Origin of the sequence: Micromonospora endophytica (genome assembly GCF_003236305.1) — a bacterium.
Classification (GTDB): domain Bacteria; phylum Actinomycetota; class Actinomycetes; order Mycobacteriales; family Micromonosporaceae; genus Micromonospora; species Micromonospora endophytica.
Genome location: NZ_POTX01000065.1, coordinates 1 through 19,502, shown reverse-complemented (window position 1 = coordinate 19,502; position 19,502 = coordinate 1). Strand labels below are relative to the sequence as shown.

General features: G+C 70.9%; 12 protein-coding genes and 1 pseudogene. 9 read left to right on the top strand and 4 right to left on the bottom strand.

Annotation, left to right across the window (positions count from 1 at the left end):
* Window positions 1-35: 35 nt before the first annotated feature.
* Entirely contained in the window at window positions 36-1,460 is a 1,425-nt protein-coding gene (locus C1I93_RS33095) for an RCC1 domain-containing protein (RefSeq protein ID WP_111243420.1), read from the top strand.
* 35 nt (window positions 1,461-1,495) lie between these two features.
* Here the strand turns inward: C1I93_RS33095 and C1I93_RS12410 are convergent.
* Window positions 1,496-2,756: pseudogene (locus C1I93_RS12410) on the bottom strand (APC family permease); the annotation flags it as partial.
* Window positions 2,757-2,827: 71 nt separating this feature from the next.
* Between C1I93_RS12410 and C1I93_RS12405 the strand changes: the two are divergent.
* Window positions 2,828-3,838: a GlxA family transcriptional regulator gene (locus tag C1I93_RS12405; RefSeq protein WP_111243419.1), complete on the top strand. Its 1,011-nt coding sequence runs from the start codon at window positions 2,828-2,830 to the stop codon at window positions 3,836-3,838.
* Window positions 3,839-3,932: 94 nt separating this feature from the next.
* Here C1I93_RS12405 and abc-f read toward each other — a convergent pair whose 3' ends face one another.
* Window positions 3,933-5,570: a ribosomal protection-like ABC-F family protein gene (abc-f, locus tag C1I93_RS12400; RefSeq protein ID WP_111243418.1), complete on the bottom strand. Its 1,638-nt coding sequence runs from the start codon at window positions 5,568-5,570 to the stop codon at window positions 3,933-3,935.
* A gap of 596 nt (window positions 5,571-6,166) precedes the next feature.
* Between abc-f and C1I93_RS12395 the strand changes: the two genes are divergently transcribed.
* The 5 genes from C1I93_RS12395 to C1I93_RS12375 all read left to right on the top strand — a co-directional run bounded on the left by C1I93_RS12395 (window position 6,167) and on the right by C1I93_RS12375 (window position 13,495).
* A complete protein-coding gene (locus C1I93_RS12395; protein WP_111243417.1) occupies window positions 6,167-7,534 on the top strand; it encodes a nucleotide sugar dehydrogenase in 1,368 nt (455 codons plus the stop codon).
* A complete protein-coding gene (locus C1I93_RS12390) occupies window positions 7,535-8,911 on the top strand; it encodes a glycosyltransferase family 2 protein (protein ID WP_111243416.1) in 1,377 nt (458 codons plus the stop codon). It abuts the gene before it with no gap.
* 112 nt (window positions 8,912-9,023) lie between these two features.
* Window positions 9,024-10,556 carry a polysaccharide deacetylase family protein gene (locus tag C1I93_RS12385; protein WP_111243415.1) on the top strand — a complete coding sequence of 511 codons (1,533 nt, stop codon included), beginning with the start codon at window positions 9,024-9,026 and terminating at the stop codon, window positions 10,554-10,556.
* A 134-nt stretch (window positions 10,557-10,690) separates the two neighbouring features.
* Entirely contained in the window at window positions 10,691-12,181 is a 1,491-nt protein-coding gene (locus C1I93_RS12380) for an RICIN domain-containing protein (RefSeq protein WP_111243414.1), read from the top strand.
* 111 nt (window positions 12,182-12,292) lie between these two features.
* Complete coding sequence (locus C1I93_RS12375) at window positions 12,293-13,495, top strand: ROK family transcriptional regulator (RefSeq protein ID WP_212808439.1); 1,203 nt, start codon at window positions 12,293-12,295, stop codon at window positions 13,493-13,495.
* Here the strand turns inward: C1I93_RS12375 and C1I93_RS12370 are convergent.
* A complete protein-coding gene (locus tag C1I93_RS12370) occupies window positions 13,486-14,151 on the bottom strand; it encodes a YceI family protein (RefSeq protein ID WP_111243412.1) in 666 nt (221 codons plus the stop codon). The genes C1I93_RS12375 and C1I93_RS12370 overlap by 10 nt on opposite strands.
* A 142-nt stretch (window positions 14,152-14,293) precedes the next feature.
* Window positions 14,294-15,466: a PucR family transcriptional regulator gene (locus C1I93_RS12365; protein ID WP_111243411.1), complete on the bottom strand. Its 1,173-nt coding sequence runs from the start codon at window positions 15,464-15,466 to the stop codon at window positions 14,294-14,296.
* A 138-nt stretch (window positions 15,467-15,604) separates the two neighbouring features.
* Between C1I93_RS12365 and C1I93_RS12360 the strand changes: the two genes are divergently transcribed.
* Both C1I93_RS12360 and C1I93_RS12355 read left to right on the top strand, forming a co-directional pair.
* Entirely contained in the window at window positions 15,605-17,872 is a 2,268-nt protein-coding gene (locus tag C1I93_RS12360) for an aminotransferase class III-fold pyridoxal phosphate-dependent enzyme (protein WP_111243410.1), read from the top strand.
* Window positions 17,873-17,877: 5 nt separating this feature from the next.
* Window positions 17,878-19,482, top strand: coding sequence for a xylulokinase (locus C1I93_RS12355; RefSeq protein ID WP_111243409.1), 1,605 nt, complete (start codon window positions 17,878-17,880; stop codon window positions 19,480-19,482).
* The last annotated feature ends 20 nt before the right edge of the window (window positions 19,483-19,502 follow it).

Here is a 19,502-nt window from a genome sequence, read left to right as displayed (position 1 = left end):
CGGCTGACCGCTGTCTCCGACCGCAGGGAGCGAACATGGGTGGCTGCCCCACCACGACCGGATCCAGGTACGCCGACGTCGGCATCGCGCGCCGGTACGCACGCGCGTCCGTGCTGGCTGCACTCGCGGCACTCGCGACGCTGAGCATCATCATCGCGCCGGGAGGCGCGGTCGCCGCCCATCCGCGCACCGTGCTCGACCGGGTGATCGCCACCTCCGCCGGGTCTGACCACAGCCTGGCCCTTCGTGCGGACGGCACGGTCGTCGCCTGGGGCAACAACACCCGCGGGCAACTCGGCGACGGCACCACCACCGCCAGCGGCCTTCCGGTCAGAGTCTGCGCGGTCGGGCAGAGTGCACCCTGCACGCAGTTCCTGGGCGGGGTCAAGGCGATCACCGCCAGCAGATGGAACAACACGGCGCTGCTGGGCGACGGCACGGTCGTCGCCTGGGGCTACAACTCCGGCGGGCAACTCGGCAACGGCACCAACACAGCCAGTGCCATCCCGGTCAGGGTCTGCGCGGTCGGGCAGAGCGCACCCTGCACGCAGTTCCTGGGCGGGGTCAAGGCCATCGCCGCCAGCGGCGGGCACACCCTGGCGCTGCTGACCGACAACACTGTCGTCGGGTGGGGCGAGAGCCAACTCGGAGAGCTCGGTGGCGGCACCATATCACCCCAAAACATCCCGATCCGGGTCTGCGCGGTCGGTCAGACCGCACCCTGCACGCAGCATCTGAGCGACGTCAGCGCCATCGAGGCCGGCGGGGGGTTCAGCGTGGCCCTGCTGGGCAACGGCACCGTCGCCACCTGGGGCGCCAGCTACTACGGGCAACTCGGCAACGGCCGCATCACCCTCCCCAGACAGGTCGTCCCCACCTCGGTCCCGGTCCAGGTCTGCGCGGTCGGCCAGACCATGCCCTGCACGCACCTGCTGAGCAACGTCAGCGCCATCAGCGCCGGCGGTTCACACAGCATGGCGCTGCTGGACGACGGCACGGTCGTCGCCTGGGGCGCCAACGCGTGGGGGCAAATCGGCAACGGCGCCACCACCACTTCCGCCATCCCGGAGTACGTCTGCGCGGTCGGGCAGACCGCTCCCTGCACCCAACCGTTGAGCAACGTCCAACGCGTCGAGGCCGGCGGGCATCACAGCACCGCCCTGCTGCGCGACAACAAGCTGCTGAGCTGGGGTGGAAACTACAGCGGGCAACTCGGCGACGGCACCACCACCGCCAGCGGCCTTCCGGTCAGAGTCTGCGCGGTCGGGCAGAGCGCACCCTGCACCCGGTGGCTGACCAACGCCCGCGTGGTCGATGCCGGCGGTCAGCACAACACCGCCCTGCTGCGCGACGGCACCGTGGCCACCTGGGGTGCCAACACCGCTGGGATGCTCGGCCACGGCAACCCGGCCGACCCGTTCAGCAGCACGCCGGTACGGGTTCTCCCGCCCATCCCGTAGCCCCCGGTCGCCCTGCCCGGCCGTGTTCTGTCGTGGGGCAGGGCGCAATCGGAGGTAGAGCAAGGTCGCCCCGGCCAACACCACCGGCCAGAACAGATATCCACCGGTCATCACCAACAGGAACAGCACCACGACGAGGGTCAGCGCGGCCGCCCACCAGGCCGCGCCGGCCCACGGCAGCAGCCGCAGGGCCGCCGCCGCGCCGATCACGTAGACCGCGATGAAGGACGCGGTGGTGGCCAGCACCAGCGGCCGTACGCCCAGGCCGGCGGCGGCTGTCGCCAGCAGGGCCGCGAACGCCAGCGCGGCCACCACGGCCAAGCTGTGCCGCGGCACCTCGCCGGCCACGCTGCCCCGGCTCAGCCAGCCCGGCAGCGCACCGTCACGCCCCAGCGCCGCACCCAACTTCGCCGCACCGGCGTAGTAGGTGTTCATCGCGCCGAAGGTGAGCAGCAGCGCGACGGCGGCGGTGAGCCACCGCACATCGCCGCCCAACGCTACCGCGAACAGCTCACCCAACGGCGCGTCGGCACCTGCCGCCGCCGACCCGAGCACGGCGACTGTCGCGAAGGCCACCGTCAGATACAAAGCACCGACCACCACGACCGCGGCGGCGGTGGCACGCGGCAGATCCCGCCCCGGCCGCCGGAACTCCCCGGCGAGGTGGGTGATCGCCTCCCACCCGACGAAGCTCCACATCAGCAACGCGGCGGCCGGGCCGATGGCGCTCCAACCGGAGGGCGCGAACGGCACCAGGTTGTCCACGGCCGCGTGCGGCAGCGACAGCAACACCGCCAGCAGCAGGAAGGCGACAAGGATCCCGGCGAGCACGAGCTGCACCCGCCCGGCCAGTCGCACACCTACATGATTGGTGATCGTCACCGCCACCATCAGCACCGCGGCGGTCACCACCGCTGTCATCCGGCCGCCGCCGACGGCCGCCGCCACGTACCCGCCACCGAACAGGGCCGCAGCGGCGGCGCCCGGGGGCACCGCGAAGTAGAAGCACCAGCCGACGACCGCCGCAGCCCGGGGACCGAAGGCCATCCGGGCGTACGTGGAGACGCCTCCCGCGTCCGGGTGGCGGGCACCGAGCGCGGCGAAGGTGGCCGCCAGCGGCACCGACACGATCACGAGCAGCAGCCAGGCCAGCAGGGACGCCGGGCCGGCGACCTCGGCGGCCAGCGCGGGCAGGGCGATCACGCCGGTACCCAGTACGGCACCGACGTAGAGCGCGGTGCCCTGGGCGGCGGTCAGCCGACCGCCGGACACCGCTGCGGGTGGGGTCTGTGTCATGTGATCACCATCGGTCGTCCGCCACCCGGCGGAACAGCGGGATTGTCGCCGCCGTGCGTTAGATTCCTGCCATGCGTCCGCACCTCGTCGCGGTGGCGGTGACCGACAACCTGCCCATCTTTGAGCTGGCGGTGCCGCAGGAGGTGTTCGGCACCGATCGCCGCGACATCGTCGACCCGTGGTACGAGCTGCGCCTCTGCGCCGCCGCACCGGGCCCGTTGCGCACCACCGGCGGTTCCTGGCTCGACCCGGCGTACGGGCTTGACGATCTCGTCGTGGCGGACACCGTGCTGGTGCCCGCCTGTGCCCGACCGACCCAGATCGCGCCGCCCGCCGCGCTGGTCGAGGCGCTACGGGAGGCGTATGCCCAGGGCAGCCGGATCGTGGGCGTCTGCACCGGCGCGTACGCGATCGCCGCCGCGGGTCTGCTCGACGGCCGCCGCGCCACCACCCACTGGATGAACGCCCAGGACTTCGCCGCCCGGTTCCCGCTCGTCGATCTCGACACCCGGGTGCTGTACGTCGCCGACGGCACCATCTTCACCTCGGCGGGCACCGCCGCCGCCATCGACCTCTGCCTGCACCTGGTCCGGCAGGATCACGGCGCCGCGGTCGCCGCCGAAGTCGCCCGGCGGATGGTGGTCGCCCCGCACCGCGCCGCCGATCACACCCAGTATCCTGCGCCTCCGGTACGCGGCGTCTCCCCTGCCGACCTGAGCCCCGTCCTGGAGTGGGCACGTGGTCGACTCGACGAGCCGCTGTCGGTCACCGAGCTGGCCCGCGCGGCGCACCTGAGCCCCCGCACGCTGGCCCGGCGTTTCCGCGACACGCTCGGGACCACGCCGTTGCAGTGGCTGCTCGAGCAACGGGTCCGCCTGGCGCAGGAGTTGCTGGAGACCACCGACGAGCCGGTGGAACGCATCGCCCAGCGCACCGGCTTCGGCACCGGCGCCAGTCTCCGCCAGCATTTCCACCGGGTCAGTGGCATGACGCCGCAGACCTACCGGCACGTGTTCCGCCACCGCAGCGCCACCCCGGCCCGACACACCGGTCCCGCGGCGAGCCCGGTCAGCGCCAGGTGATCCCGTTCATCGTGCGCGGCCGTGACCCCGTCGACCTGCCCGGATGCGTCGAGGTGCTGGCCGCGGTGCACCGATCGGACGGTTACCCGCTGAATCAGACCGGTTCGGGGGCGGGAAACTCCCGTAGGCCGGTGTCGTCGAGTCGCAGCCAACGGCGTACGCCGATGTCGCTGAGGAAGCGCTCGTCGTGGCTGACCACCACGAACGCCCCACGGTAGGCGTCCAGGGCATTCTTCAGTTGCCCCACGCTGACCAGGTCGAGGTTGTTCGTCGGCTCGTCGAGCAGCAGCAGGTGCGGTGCCGGCTGGGCGTAGAGCACGCAGGCCAGGGTGGCCCGCAGGCGTTCACCGCCGGAGAGCGCATGGACCGGCAGGTGGGCCCGGTCGCCCCGGAACAGGAACCGGGCCAGCAGGTTCCGCTGCTCGGCCGGCGGGCGGTCCGGGGCGTGTGCGGCGAAGTTCTCCGCGACCGTACGCGTCGGGTCGAGCAGATCCAGCCGCTGGGACAGGTACGCCATCCGGCCGTCGGCCCGGCGCACCTGACCACCCTCTGGTTTCCGTTCACCGCAGAGCAGACGCAGCAGTGTGGACTTGCCGACACCGTTGGGTCCGGTCAGCGCGATGCGCTCCGGGCCTCGGATGGTCAGTCCGACACCGGCACCGGCGAACAACTGTCGCGCGTCGTGCCACACCTGCACATCCTCGGCCTCGACGAGCGTCCGGCCGGCCGGCACGTCGGTCTCCGGCAGGTCCAGGGTCAAGGTCTGGTCTTCCCTCAGCGCCCGGCTGGCCTCGTCGAGGCGGTCCTGCGCCTCGCTGACCCGGTTGGCGTGGGCCTGCCGGGCCCGCCCGGCCGACTCCTGGGCGCTGCGCTTGAGGCCACCGGCGATGATCCGGGCCAGGCCCGCGTTGCCGAGGTTACGGGCGGCGTTGCCGGCTCTGCGTTCGGCCCGTTCGCGGGCCTGCTGCATCTCCCGCTTCTCCCGTTTGACCTCCTGCTCGGCGCTGCGGACGTGGCGTTCGGCCGTCTCGCGGGCGGCCCGCGTCGCCTCCTCGTACGCGGTGAAGTTCCCGCCGAACAGGCGCAACTGCCCACCGTCGAGTTCGGCGATGCGCTCCATCCGGTCCAGCAGCATCCGGTCGTGGCTGACCAGCAGCAGGCACCCGGACCAGTGATCGAGCACGTCGTAGAGCCGGTGTCGGGCGTCGATGTCGAGGTTGTTCGTCGGTTCGTCGAGCAGCAGCACGTCCGGGCGCCGCAGCAGCTGCGCGGCCAGGCCGAGGGAGACGATCTGCCCGCCGCTGAGGGTGTGCAGGCGCCGGTCCAGGGCGAGGTGACCCAGTCCGAGCCGGTCCAGTTCGGCGCGGCTGCGTTCCTCGACGTCCCAGTCGTCGCCGACGGCGGCGAAGTTCGCCTCGCTGGCGTCGCCGGACTCGATGGCCCGCAGCGCCGCCAGTGCCGGGGCGATGCCCAGCACCTCGGCGACTGTTGACTCCCCCGCCAGCGGCAGATCCTGCGGCAGGTAGCCGAGCACGCCGTCGACAGCCACGTGCCCGCCGGTGGCGGTGAGTTCGCCGGCGATCAGACGCAGCAGTGTCGACTTGCCGGCGCCGTTCGGCGCGACCAGACCGGTGCGGCCCGGCGGCACGGTGAAGGAGAGGTCCTGGAACACCGGGGTGTCGTCGGGCCAGGAGAAGGAGAGGTTGGTGCAGATGACGCAGACGTCGGACATGGCAGGCAGACCTCGGGAAGGAAGCCGGGACGCGACCGGCGCCCCGGTCGGGAAGACAGGGTCACGACAGGCAGCCGCCCTCCAGGGGCTGGCTGGGGGCTGCTCACCCCGAGATGTCGTCGTCTCCCGACAGCATGTCCCGCTCCTCGTTCATCACGCGCGATCCCGCCCGCGCGTGGCTCCGCGCCCAGGCTACCTCTTCGTGACGCCGTCGGCAGCAGCGTTGACGGCGGTGAGCGCCCGCAGAGCAGGGTGGTGCGCTACGTCAAATGTCGCCACAATCCCCGGGCCGCAGATCGAGGCAGGCACGGCCCGCCACCTTACCGCCAGTGATGGTTCTTACATTCCCCCGAGCAGCAGAAACAGCCGGGACCAATGGGGCCGCCGTGGCCCACGATCCCCACGTGGCCATGCGGAACCTCCCACTGAGGTACGAAGATCCCGCCACCGTACGGGCCCGCAGAAAAATACTGACCGATCGGACAGTCACCACTCGTAGCAATCTCGCTACTGGCTGGCTGTTCGGCGGCGGTCGCCGGATCAGCGACATCGGCACTCTTGGGTGGTCCCATTCACCTTTCGTGAGGGCCTCGACCATGTCGCAGCTCCTGCCAACCGCCCGGTCCGACGGCACCGCCACTGCCCCGGCTGCCACGTCCGACCCAGCGGAGCCAGTCGCCGCCGTCGCCACGCCCGCAGTACCCGGCGCACGCACCGCCGTGGTCGGCCTCGGTTACGTCGGTCTGCCGACCAGTTTGGCCCTGATCTCCAGCGGGTCCCGGGTCATCGGCGTCGACATCGACCCGACCCGGCTCGACGACATCCGGGCGGGCCGAGCCGACCTGCTCGACGTCGACCGCGACCGACTGCGCGAGACGCTACAGGCTGTCGATCCGGCCTTTCGACTCACCACCTCGGTCAGCGACATCGCCGACGCCGACACCGTACTGATCTGTGTGCCCACACCGGTGGACCGCCACCTTGCCCCGGACCTCACGGCACTGCGGGCCGCCTGCGCCGCAGTGGTCGCCCACGCCCGTCCCGGCCAGACCATCGTGCTCACCTCGACCAGCTACGTCGGCACCACCCGCGATCTGCTGGTCGAGCCGCTGGCTGCCCGGGGACTCCAGGTCGGGCACGAGGTGTGGGTGGCCTTCGCCCCGGAGCGGGTCGACCCGGGCAACGACCGGCACCGTCAGGAACTCACTCCCCGAGTCGTCGGCGGGACGACACCCGACTGCACCGCCCGGGCGGCCGCCGCGCTGGCCCGGATCGCCCCACGGGTGCACCAACTCGGCTCGCCCGAGGCAGCCGAGATGACCAAGCTGCTGGAGAACACGTTTCGCGCGGTGAACATCGCCCTGGCCAACGAGTTCGCCGACCTCTGCCGGGAACTGCACCTGGACGTCACCGAGGTGATCGACGGGGCCGACACCAAACCGTACGGGTTCATGGCCTTCCAGCCCGGCCCCGGGGTGGGCGGGCACTGCATCCCCTGCGATCCGCACTATCTGCTCTGGCAGCTACGCGGGCAACGCCGCGAGGCACCGCTCATCGAGACCGCGATGCGGGGTATCGCCGCCCGACCTGGCCGCGTCGTCGAACGGATCCGGGATCTGCTCGCCGGGGTCGGCCGTACCCTGCTCGGGGCCCGGATCCTGCTGGTCGGGGTGACCTACAAGCCCGGCGTCGCCGACGTCCGGGAGTCACCCGCGCTGGAGATCATCGGCGAGCTGATCCGCGCTGGTGCGGGCGTCGACTTCGTCGACGACCTGGTCGCCTCGGTCCGCACGTCCGACGGCGGGACCCTGCACCGCATCGCCGACCACACCGCCCGGGAGTGGGACCTGGTGGTCGTACACACCACCCAGGCCGGTCTGGACGAGTCGTGGCTACGCGCGCAGCCCATGGTGCTCGACGCCACCTACCGGCTGACCGGGCTACCTCGGCGGGAGGTCCTCTAGGTGCCGGTAAGCCCTCCGGTCCGGCGTGGCCTGCGCCGGCTGTTCACCGTGCTCGCACTGCTACCGCTGATCGTCCTGCTGGCCCGACAGTTTCCCCAGTTGCCATACGCCCCGCTGTTGGCGTACTACGGCGTCGCCGTGCTCACCGCCACCGTCGCCGTGTTCTATCTGGCCTACGCCCGCTATGTGGATCCCAGTGAGGCGCCGCCACAACCCCGGCACACCGCCGCGTTCCCGCCGCTGCTGCCGGCTCCTCGGGTCAGCCTGCTGGTGGCGGTCAAGGACGAGGCGGACGGGATCGAGGCGTGCGTGCGCTCGATGACCGGCAGCGACTACCGGCCGTTGCAGGTGATCGTGATCAACGACGGCTCCACCGACGGCACCGCCGAGGTGCTGGATCGACTCGCCGCCCAACTCCCGGTCACCGTGCTGCACCTGCCTCAGAACGTCGGCAAGAAGCGGGCCCTGGTGCAGGGCGCCCGACATGCCACCGGCGAGGTGCTCGCCTTCACCGACTCCGACTGTGTCCTTGCCCCGGATGCGCTGGGACGCTGCGTCGATGCGCTGATCCGGCAACCGGATCTCGGCGCGGTCAGCGGACACGCCCGGGCGCTCAACCCCGACGAGTCGCTGCTCACCCGGGTTCAGGACGTCTGGTACGAGGGCCAGTTCCGGGTCGCCAAGGCGGCCGAGGCGTCGTTCGGCGCGGTCACCTGCGTATCAGGCCCGTTGGCGGTGTTCCGCCGGGCTGCGGTGATCAACTATCTGCCCGCCTGGGCGGCGGATCGGTTCCTCGGCGGCGAGTTCCGCTTCGCCACCGACCGGCAGCTCACCGGCTATGTCCTCGGGCAACGCTGGATCGGCGACCGGCTCAAGCGGCGCTTCGCCGACTCGCCGTTCATCTCCGACGAAGACCATCCGCCCCGCGCCTGGCGGGTCGGCTACGTTCGCTCGGCTCACGTGTGGACCCGGGTCCCGGCACGACTACGGCCATTCCTGCGCCAACAGACCCGTTGGAAGAAGAGCTACGTCCGGAACCTCTTTTTCACCGGAACCTTCATGTGGCGACGCGGCCCCGGTCCGGCCGCGCTTTACTACGGGCACGCGCTCTGGGTCGCGTTGGCCCCGGCGATGGCCTTCTCCCACCTGGTCTGGGCTCCGCTGCGCGGCTGGTGGGCCGTTCCCGTGCTCTACCTGTGCGGGGTGCTGCTCAAGGGCACCGCCTGGGGGCTGGCGTATCGGCTGGACAACCCGGGTGATCCACGGTGGGCGTACCGGCCACTGATGAGCGTGCTCTCCGCCACCATGCTCTCCTGGCTGCTGCCCTACTCGGTGAGCACGATCCGCCGCGGCGTCTGGTCCCGGAGCGCGATGTGAACTCGGTCCGGCAACTGTTGACCAGGCTGGCCCGGGTGACGCTCACCCTCGCCGCAACGGCGGCACTGGTGCTGCTCTACGTGGTGGTGTTCACCCGAGGCGAGGTGCTCCGATGAGGCGTTTCTGGCCCCGCTCGCTCGGGGCGCTGCTCTCGATGGCAGCGCTGCTGGTGGTGGCGACGCCCTTCGGGGTGTCCTGGTACCTCGCCGATCTGCGGCGTCACGTCAGCGCGCAGCAGGAGACCGCAGTCACCGAGGTCGACCCGGCCGACCTGGAACGCTGGATTCAGTTGGCCGGGCAAATGCCGGAAAGGTCCGCACCGGTGGTGGTGGCCTATCACGACATTCGACCGCACGGCGACGATCCGGCCGAGACCGAGCCGGGCGGCCAGGAGCACTACGTGGTCACCCCGGAGGCGTTCGACGCCCAGCTCACCGCCCTCCGCGCGGCGGGATACCAGGCGATCTCCTCGGCGCAGTACATCGACTATCTCAACGGTGGCACGACCCCCGCCCGATCGGTCTACCTGACCTTCGACGACGGCACCCGAGGGTTGTGGGCCTACGCCGACCCGATTCTGGCCCGACATGGCATGGTGGCCGCCTCGTACCTGATCACCGGCCAGGTGGGCACGCATCGTCCCTACTATCTGAGCTGGGCGGAGATCGCCCGGATGACCCGTTCCGGCCGGTGGGACTTCCAGGCGCACACCCACGATCTGCACACCCGGGTACCGACCGGGCCGGACCAGTTGGGCTCCCCGCTGACCCACCGCCGATGGGACGCGGCCACCAGCGCCTTGGAGACCCTGGCGGCCTACCAGACTCGGCTGACCGCCGACCTGGACGCCATGTTCGCCGCGTTTGCCGAACACGACCTGCCCCGCCCACAGTTGTTCGCGTACCCCTTCTCCGAGGTCGGTGACGCCGGGACCGACCCGGCGGCCACCGCGTTCAGCCGCGATCTGGTCGCCGAACGGTTCGCAGCGGCGCTGACCAACAAGTCACTGCGGCCGGAGCCGAGCAGCCGCCGGTCGGCGGCCGGCGGGCAGATCGAGCGGACCGAGGTCTACGCCACCACCAGCACCACCGAACTCGTCAGCGCGGTGGTCGAGCGGACGGCCGTGCCTGCGCAGGTGACCGATCCGTTCGCCCGGGCCTGGGACTGGCGTGATCAGCAGGGTGAGCCGATGACCGACCTGTCCCCGCTGACCGCCGGGCGGTTCACCGCCGCCAGCCCGCGCCGCGCCTACGGCACGCTGCTCGCCTACGCCAGCGCGGACTGGACCGACTACACGGCCGAGGTCACGCTGCGCGGACTGCGCGCCGACGGCGGCACCGTCTCCCTGATGGTCGGCGTGAACGGCGACGCACCGGTTGCGGTACGCGTGACCTCCGGCCGGCTTGCGCTGCTGCGGGACGGCAAGGTGGTCGCCGAAGCCGCGCTGACCCCGGCCTCGACCCACCGCGTCACGGTCACTGTGCGCGACGGTGAGACCGTCGCCCAGATCGGCGACGGCCCGACCCTGCGGGTGGTCACCCCCAGTGGGCCGCGCTCCACCGGTGGCCTCGCTGTGGCGATCGACGACGACGCGGGCCAACCCCACCCGTCCATCGCCGCCCTCACCGTTGCCGCGGCGAACTGAGGCAGGCGGGAGAGCGGATCGGAACACTTCCGATCATCGATTGATTTTCCACTATCGATAGGGCTTATCATAAGGGTCGATTTATCGCTTCGCGCGTCCCCCGCGGAGTCTCGCGTCCCGAAGGAGGCGGCCCCATGCGCGCCGCACACCCACCCACCCACCGATGGCGACGTGCCGCTTTGGCCGTCTGCGCCGGGCTGCTCGCACCGCTCGCACTGACCGCCGCCGCCCCCGCCGCAGCCAGACCGGCAGTCGATGCCGCCGCACCGGTCACCATCACCAACGGCGTTCAGTTCACCGACACCACCGGCGCGGGAGTCCACGCCCACGGTGGCGGCATGATCAAGGTTGGCGGCTACTACTACTGGTTCGGCGAGAACCGCCACGACGACCACACCTTCCGGTACGTCTCGGCCTACCGCTCCACCGACCTGCGCACCTGGGAGTTCCGCAACCACGTGCTGCGGCAGGACTCCGCCGCGGAACTGGCGGTGGCCAACATCGAACGCCCCAAGGTGATCTACAACCCGACCACCGGCAAGTACGTGCTCTGGATGCACTGGGAGAACGGCGTCGACTACACCCAGGCCCGGGTCGCGGTGGCCACCTCCGACACCGTCGACGGCGACTACACCTATCTGGGCAGCTACCGGCCGCTGGGTAACGACTCCCGGGACATGACGGTGTACCGCGACGACGACGGCACCGCGTACCTGCTCTCCTCCACCCGGGTCAACGCGGACCTGAACATCTACCGCCTGACGGAGGACTACACGGGAGTCGAGAGCCTGGTGCAGACGCTGTGGCGGGACAACTACCGCGAGGCACCGGCGATGTTCAAGCGCAACGGGGTCTACTTTCTCGTCACCTCCGGTGCCACCTCCTGGCAACCGAACCAGGCCCGCTACGCCACCGCCCGCAGCATCACCGGCGCCTGGAGCGCGCCAATCGTGTTCGGCGACAGCATCACCTACGGCTCGCAGCCCGCGTACGTGCTACCGGTGCAGGGCACCGACACCACCTCCTACCTCTACCTCGGTGACCGTTGGGCCAGCGCCTGGGGCGGGCGCGTCAACCAGTCCCGGTACGTCTGGCTGCCGCTGACCTTCCCCACCGACACCTCGCTGACCATGAGCTGGTCGCCACAGATCAGCGTCGACACGGTCACCGGTGCGGTCGCTGCGATCGGCGGCGGACACGCCTACGAGACGCTGCGCGCCCGACACAGCGGCAAGTGTCTCGACGTGCTCAATCAGTCCCTCGCCGACGGCGCGGGCATCGCCCAGTACGCCTGCAACAACGGCGGCAACCAGCACTGGCAACTGCGGGACCTGGGCACCGGCTACCACCAGCTCGTCGCCCGGCACAGCGATCGGTGCCTGACCGTGCCGGGTGCAGCCGCCGGGGACAACGTGGCGGTGCAGCAGTCAGCCTGCCAGCCCGAGCGCACCGACCAGCAGTGGCGGCTCGTCGACGCCGGCGCCGGATACCTGCGGATCGTGGCCCGGCACAGCGACCGGTGTCTCGACGTTGCCGGTCACTCCACTGCCGACAGCGCACGGGTGGTGCAGTACTCCTGCGGTGCCGGCTCCAACCAGCAGTGGCAGCGCGTCGGCGTCAGCTGAGCTGCCGTACGCTGCTCGGACGCCGTCCGGCGAGGCTTCCCGCCCAGCCGGACGGCGGCGTCGGGTCAGGAGGGCAGGTCGAGGATGCGGCGTACGTCCAGGGACATCCGGGTGGCCAATCGCTTCGAGGTGCTTCGCCAGATCATCGGCGCCGGTGCCACCTCACGTCAGCAGATCACCGCCGCGACCGGGCTCAGCGCGGCCACCGTCTCCACTCTGGTGGCGCAGTTGCTGGAGCTCGGTCTGCTGACCGAGGTCGGGTTTCAGGACTCCGGCGGTGGCCGGCCCCGTGGCCTGGTCGCGGTGAACCCGGTCGGCGGGATCCTGGTCGGCGTGGACGTGGCCGAGACCTACGTGCACGCCGAGGCGTTCGATCCGGCGCTGACCGTGCTCGCCACCGCCGAGGCCCGACTCAATCCAGTGGAAAACCGCCCCGAGCAGGTGATCGGGCACATCGTCGCCGGCATCCGCTCGGCGCTCGACGCGGCCCGGCAACCACCGCGCCCGCTGCTCGGCGTCGGAGTCAGCGTGCCCGGTCTCCTCGACCCGGCCGGTGGTGTCTCCATCTTCGCCCCGAACTGGAACTGGCACGACGTACCGCTGCGCAGCATGCTCGACGCAGTCCTCGGCATGCCGTTCTACCTGGACAGTCCGCTGCGCGCCAGCGTCGTCGCCGAGTTGTGGTTCGGGGCCGGTCGCGGCCACGACGACATCGCGGTACTCACCCTCGGCACTGGTGTCGGCGCCGGTCTGGCGTTCGGCGGCAGCCTCTATCGAGGTGCCAGCAACACTGCCGGCGAGTGGGGACACACCAGGCTGGTGCTGGACGGCCGGGAGTGCCGCTGCGGCGCCCGTGGCTGTGTGGAGGCATATGTCGGCGCGCCGGGCATCATGGCGCAGCTACGGATGCAGGATCCGGCCAGCCCGATGCTGCACCCGGACGACCAGACCGCCACCATCGAGGCGCTGGCCGCCGGTGTGGAGAGCGGCGATCCGATCGCCCGGGCGGTGGTCGCAGAGACCGCCCGGTATCTGGGCGTCGCCGTCGCGGACCTGGTCAACCTGGTCAACCCGGAGGTGGTGGTGCTGACGAGTTGGGTGGCGGCCCGGCTCGGCCCGGCACTGCTGGGTGCGGTACGGGCCGAGGCGGGTCGGTACGCGCTACGCCGCCCCTTGGCGGCCACCGAGATCGTGCTGGGCCGGATCAGCGGCAACACGGTGAGCCTCGGCGCAGCCACCCTCGCCTTGGCCGGGGTGCTCGCCGGGGTGGGCACGCCAGCCGGAGCCGGTGGGGCGAGCGGCGATCACCGTTGACGGATCGCCTCACCGGCGATCTCGATGCGGATGTTCTTGCCGACCAGCACGCCGCCGCTCTCCAGGGCCACGTTCCAGAGCAGGCCGTACTCCTCCCGGTTGATCTCCCCCGTCGCGCTGAACCCGAAGATGTCCCGACCCTCCGGGTCGCGGCGGGCACCACCGAACTCGACCCGGAGGTCGACCGCCCTGGTGATTCCCTTGACCGTCAGTTCGCCGGTGAGCACGAACCGCCCGATCATCGGGTCCTTCGACGGGGACGCTTCCGCCGGCGCCGCCCGGCGTCCGAGCCGGTGATTACGCAACTTCGCCCAGTAGAAAATTGGATCGGCCTTTTCCGCCAGCGCGATGCCGGTACTGCGGTAGTGCAGGGCCGGAAAACGCTCAGTGTCGAGGAAATCGACACTGCGTAGATGGGCATCCCGGTCGGCGTTCGCCGTATCGATACTGTCAGCTTGAATAGTCGCCCTGATCGATGACCGGAGCGGATCCTCGGCTACGAGGAGGTATGCGCTCGTTTCCCGAAATTCGCCCCGAACCGGACTCACCATCATGTGCCGGGCCACGAACCCGACCCGCTTGTGCGCGGGATCAAGCTGGTAGAGGCCGGCGGCGGGGATTTCCACACCGTTCCAGGTTCGGGTGGAACCGGTCATAGCACACCAACTCTTCCCGCAATGCGCCACGTATCTGCCGCCGTAACCGATTCGTCTCGGAAAGGCGGGACAATCGTCCGGCCCAAGCATAGGGAAATGACCAGCACGTGCACCGCCACCGGGGCAGCGACCGTGAGTCACATCACGGCTGGCCACCGAGCCGGCTGGCCAACACCACAAGTATCTCGAATCGCGCGCTCGGGTCGTCCAGATCGGTGCCGTACAACTCACGTAGGCGTTTGAGTCGATAACTGACCGTCTGGGGATGCACGAACAGCTCGGCGGAGACATCGGCGCGTGAGCCCCAGTGCCGCAGCCAGCTATGCAGGGTCACCAGCAGGTTCTCCCGCTGGGCCGGGCGCAGGTCGGCCAACGGCGCCAGCCGCCGGGCGGTGAGTACCGCCAGCGCACCGCTCTCCCCGCGCAGAGCGAGCGCGATCAGGTGGTCGTCGACGAAGATCGGTCCCGGCGCGGGACCGATCAACCCGACGGACAGTTCGGCGAGCCGCACCGCCGTCGGCACCTGCGGCCAGCTCAGCTGCGGGCCAACCACGGCCCACCGTCCGGTCAGCGCCTCGGTCAACGCGGCCCGGGTCGCCCTCGGCCCGGCCCGCAGCAGCAGCACCGCGTCGCGGCCACGCTCGACGACCAGACCTTCGGCGCCGTACCGGAACCGCACGTCACGCGCCTGGTCCAGGGGCAGCAGGACGGGCCGTACGGCGTCGAGATCGGGCCAGCCGATCCGGGCCGCCGCGGTGGCGACGGCGCTGGGCATGCCGTCGCCACGCAACAGCAGCTCGGCGAGTTGGCGGCGACGGTCGCCCTCGCCGGCCTGCTCGCGTAGTTGCAGGGCGTACCCGTCGGTGCTGGCCGCGGCCAGCTCGTCGACGTACGCGGTGACCGCGTCGGACAGGTCGATCAGGTCCTCGGTGCCGACCGGCCGCAGCTCGGCAAGCGACCGCGATGCCGTACGCAGCAGCAGCCGCGCCGCCATCCGCAGGGCCGCGAGCAGCGCCTCCGGCCCGCGATCCTCCCGGGCCTCGGCGGCACCCAGCCCGACGAAGACCTCGCGGACCGGCGGCGGCAACGCCGGTTCGTCGGTGCCGAGCAGGTCGAGGAAGCGGGCGAGGGCGACCTCGACGGCGGTGTGCACGTCGCGGGCGAACTTGTCGTCGGCGATGTCGGCGAAGGCCGGGGTGGTTTCGGTGACGGCGACCGCGACGGCCGCCACGGTGGCCGGCAGGTGGGGACGCATCGCGGTGGCCAGATCGGCGGGAAGCCGCCGCCAGGCGGTCACGGAACCGGGCGGGGTCACCCCGCGATTTTGTCACGTCAGGATAAGAACGGGCCGGATTATCGCTGCCGGTGGGACGGTGTTTCGACAAGCGGTTCGGGTGACCATGGACGCCCGCCCCTGCCCAGGGCACCGTCGGCCCCGATCGAGGAGCGCACAGTGCAGCATCGCCTGTCCCGCCAGCACGTCGTCGACATGTGCCGCACCATGCTCGCCCGCGGCTACCTCAAGGCCACCGAGGGCAACGTCTCGGTCCGCGTCCCCGGCCACCGGTTGTACGCGGTGACGCCGAGCAACTACGACTACGACCGGATGCGGGTCGAGGACATCTGCATCGTCGACTTCGACGGCAAGCACCTGCCCGACGACTCCGGCGCCGACCTGAAGCCGTCCATCGAGTGCGGGATGCACGCCAACATCTACCGGGAACGCCCCGACGTCAACGCGATAGTGCACACCCACCAGCCGTACGCCTCGGCGCTGGCCTTCCTGCGTAAGCCGATCCCGGCGCTCACCGACGAGCAGGTGCGTTTCCTCGGCCGCGAGGTGGCGATCATCGACTACGCCCCGTCGGGCACCTCGTTCCTGGCCCGCAACGTGCAGAAGAAGGTGGCCAGCGGGGACAACGCCTTCATCATCGCCAACCACGGCGTCGTCGCCGTCGGCACCGACCCGGACCGGGCGGTGTTCAACATGGCCCTGCTGGAGAAGGTCTCCATCGCCTACCTGTTGGCGCTGACCAGCGAGGCGGGCAAGGTCTACACCATCCCGACCGCGATCCGAGAGATCGCCTTCGGCAAGCTGCGCGCCGACGAGAAGCGGATCGCCGCGCAGATCACCGAGGCGGTGGAGCCGCTGCGGGTGCCGGCCGACGAGGAGCCACCCAGCGCCGACGCGGCCGCCGCCCAGGTCACCGCCGCCGACGCGGACCGGCCACACCACACCGACGCCGACCAGCAGCCGGGGGCCGAGGCCGCCCGGCTCGGGTACGCGATCAGCGAGTACCCCGACGTCGACGACGTGATGCGCCGACTGAAGGCGCTGACCGCCCAGCCGCTGCGCGGGCTGCGCCACGACGCCATGCTTGACGTGCTCAACTACTTCGACACCAAGTGCCGGGCCAGCAAGGAGATCACCGACCGGGCCAAGGGCCGCATCCCCGGCGGGGTGCAGCACAACCTGGCCTTCAACTACCCGTTCCCGCTGGCCATCGAGAAGGCGGAGGGGGCGTACCTGGTCGATCGGGACGGCAACACCTACATCGACTTCCTCCAGGCCGGCGGACCGACGATCCTGGGCAGCAACTACGCTCCGGTCAACGAGCGGGTCGCCGAGGTGGTCCGCGACTGCGGCCCGGTGACCGGCCTGTTCCACGAGTACGAACTCAAGCTCGCCGAGATCATCAACCGGTTCATGCCGCACGTGGAGATGTACCGCTCCCTCGGTTCCGGCACCGAGGCGGTGATGGCCGCCGTCCGGGGCGCGCGCGCCTTCACCGGCAAGAAGATGGTGATCAAGGTGGGTGGCGCGTACCACGGCTGGTCCGACACGATGGTGTACGGGCTGCGGGTCCCCGGCACGTACCGGATGAACGCCAAGGGCATCCCGTTCGGCGCCACCGCCCGTACCCGGGAGGCATTCCCGCACGACCTCGGCCAGCTCAAACGCAAGCTGGTCGAGAACCGGTTGCGCGGCGGCACGGCGGCGGTGGTGGTCGAGCCGGTCGGCCCGGAGTCCGGCACCCGGCCGGCGCCGCACGACTTCAACGCGAAGGTCCGCGAGTTGTGCGACGAGTTCGGCGCGCTGCTGATCTTCGACGAGGTGGTCACCGGGTTCCGGCTCGGCCTGGGCGGCGCGGCCGGCTACTTCGGCGTCACCCCCGACCTGACGGTGCTGGGCAAGGCGGTATCCGGCGGCTACCCGATGGCCGGTGGGGTCGGTGGCCGTGCCGACGTGATGGCGGTCTTCGGTTCCGGACTGGACGGCAAGAGCGGGGCGCACATCCAGGTCGGCGGGACGCTGTCGGCAAACCCGCTGTCCTGCGCGGCCGGCTACTTCGCCATCGAGGAGATGGCCCGCACAGGAGCGCCGGTGATCGCCGGGCGGGCCGGTGACCGGCTCACCCGGGGCCTGCAACGGCTGATCGACTCGTACGGCCTGCCGTACGTGGCCTACAACCAGGGGTCGATCGTGCACCTGGAGTGCAGCGGCGTCATGCTGCTGGACATGCGTAACCCGGTGAAGCTGCTCAAGGAGAACAAGGCCCGCAAGCGGCTGATGGAGCAGATGGGCGCGGCGTACACCGCGCACGGCATCATCACCCTGGCCGGCTCGCGGATGTACACCTCGATGGCCGACACCGACGAGGTCATCGACGACGCGCTGGCGCGATTCGATCAGGTCTTCGCGCTCGTCGAAGGGGTCTGAGCCCGGTGGCCGCCGTCCCGCCGCAGATCTTCGCGATCGACCTGGGCACCTCGGGGATGAAGGCGGCCCTGGTCGCCGCCGACGGCACGGTCACCGGCTGGGCCGAACGACCGGTGCCGCTGCGGGTGCTGCCCGGCGGCGGCGCCGAACAGGACCCCCACGCCTGGTGGGCGGCGCTCGGCGAGGTCGCCGCCGACCTGGGCCGGGCACACCCCGAACAGCTGCGGGCGGTGACCGCGGTCTGCGCCTCCACCCAGGGCGAGGGCACTATCGCCGTGGACGCCGCCGGGGAACCACTGACCCCCTGCATCTCCTGGCTGGACATGCGCGGCGCACCGCACCTGCGGCGGCAGTTCGGCGGCTTCCCGGCGTACCAGGGGATGTCGGTGCGGCGGATCGCCCGCTGGCTGCGGCTCACCGGCGGGATGCCGTCGCCGACCGGCAAGGACCCCGCCGCCCACATGCTGTTCGTCCGCGACACCATGCCGCAGGTGTACGCGCGCACCGCGACGTTCCTCAACGTGCTCGACTGGATCAACCTGAAGCTCACCGGGCGGACGGTGGCCACCGTCGACTCGATCCTGACCTCGTGGGTGACCGACAACCGGCGCCCCGGCGACATCCGCTACTCCCCCGCCCTGGTCGCCGACTGCGGCATCGGCCCCGACAAGCTGCCGCCGATCGTGGCCTGCACCGAGGTGATCGGCACGCTCACCCCGGACGCCGCCACGCACCTGGGCCTGCCGGAGATGGTCCAGGTGGTGGCCGGCGCGATCGACAACACCGCCGCCGCGATCGGCGCCGGCACCACCGGCGACAACGACCCGCACCTGTACGTCGGCACCTCCTCCTGGATCGCGGCCCACGTGCCCCGGAAGAAGACCGACGTGGCCGCCGGCATCGCCTCGGTGCCGTGCGCCATCGGCGACCGCTACCTGATGACCGCCCTCCAGGCCACCGCCGGCGCCAACCTCACCTGGCTCCGCGACAAGGTCGTCGAGTACGACGACCCGCTGCTCAGTGCCGGGCACGTCAGCCGCGACGAGGGCACCATCTTCGACGCCTTCGACACGATCATCCCCACCGTGCCGCCGGGTGCCAACGGCGTGCTCTACACCCCCTGGCTGTACGGCGAGCGGGCCCCGGTGGACGACTCGAACCTGCGGGCCGGCTTCCTCAACATCTCGCTCGACACCAACCGCTCGGACCTGCTGCGCGCGGTCTTCGAGGGGGTGGCGTTCAACACCCGCTGGCTGGCCGGTGCGGTGGACCGGTTCCTCGGCGCGCCGGTCACCTCGCTGGCCATCACCGGCGGCGGCGCGTTGTCGGACTCCTGGTGCCAGATCTTCGCCGACGTGCTCGGGGTGCAGATCCGCCGCGACGCCCAGCCGCTCGCGGTGAACGTCAGGGGTGCCGGCTGGATCGGCGCGGTCGGCACCGGGCTGCTGAGCTTCGCCGACATCCCGGACCTGATGCGCACCGATCGGATCTTCACGCCGAACCCGGCCCACCGGGCCACCTACGACGAGATCTTCGACGTCTACCGGGCGCTGCACCGGCGGCTGGCCCCCGTCTACCGCCGCCTCAACCGCCCCCCATCAGGGTCCTGACCTGCCGAAACGACCTCGCC

Excerpts from the sequence above, each read along its gene's own strand:
- C1I93_RS12385 (WP_111243415.1), top strand. The coding sequence starts at position 9,024 with ATGAGGCGTTTCTGGCCCCGCTCGCTCGGGGCGCTGCTCTCGATGGCA.
- C1I93_RS12380 (WP_111243414.1), top strand. The coding sequence starts at position 10,691 with ATGCGCGCCGCACACCCACCCACCCACCGATGGCGACGTGCCGCTTTG.
- abc-f (WP_111243418.1), bottom strand. The coding sequence starts at position 5,570 with ATGTCCGACGTCTGCGTCATCTGCACCAACCTCTCCTTCTCCTGGCCC.
- C1I93_RS12405 (WP_111243419.1), top strand. The coding sequence starts at position 2,828 with ATGCGTCCGCACCTCGTCGCGGTGGCGGTGACCGACAACCTGCCCATC.
- C1I93_RS33095 (WP_111243420.1), top strand. The coding sequence starts at position 36 with ATGGGTGGCTGCCCCACCACGACCGGATCCAGGTACGCCGACGTCGGC.
- C1I93_RS12395 (WP_111243417.1), top strand. The coding sequence starts at position 6,167 with ATGTCGCAGCTCCTGCCAACCGCCCGGTCCGACGGCACCGCCACTGCC.
- C1I93_RS12370 (WP_111243412.1), bottom strand. The coding sequence starts at position 14,151 with ATGACCGGTTCCACCCGAACCTGGAACGGTGTGGAAATCCCCGCCGCC.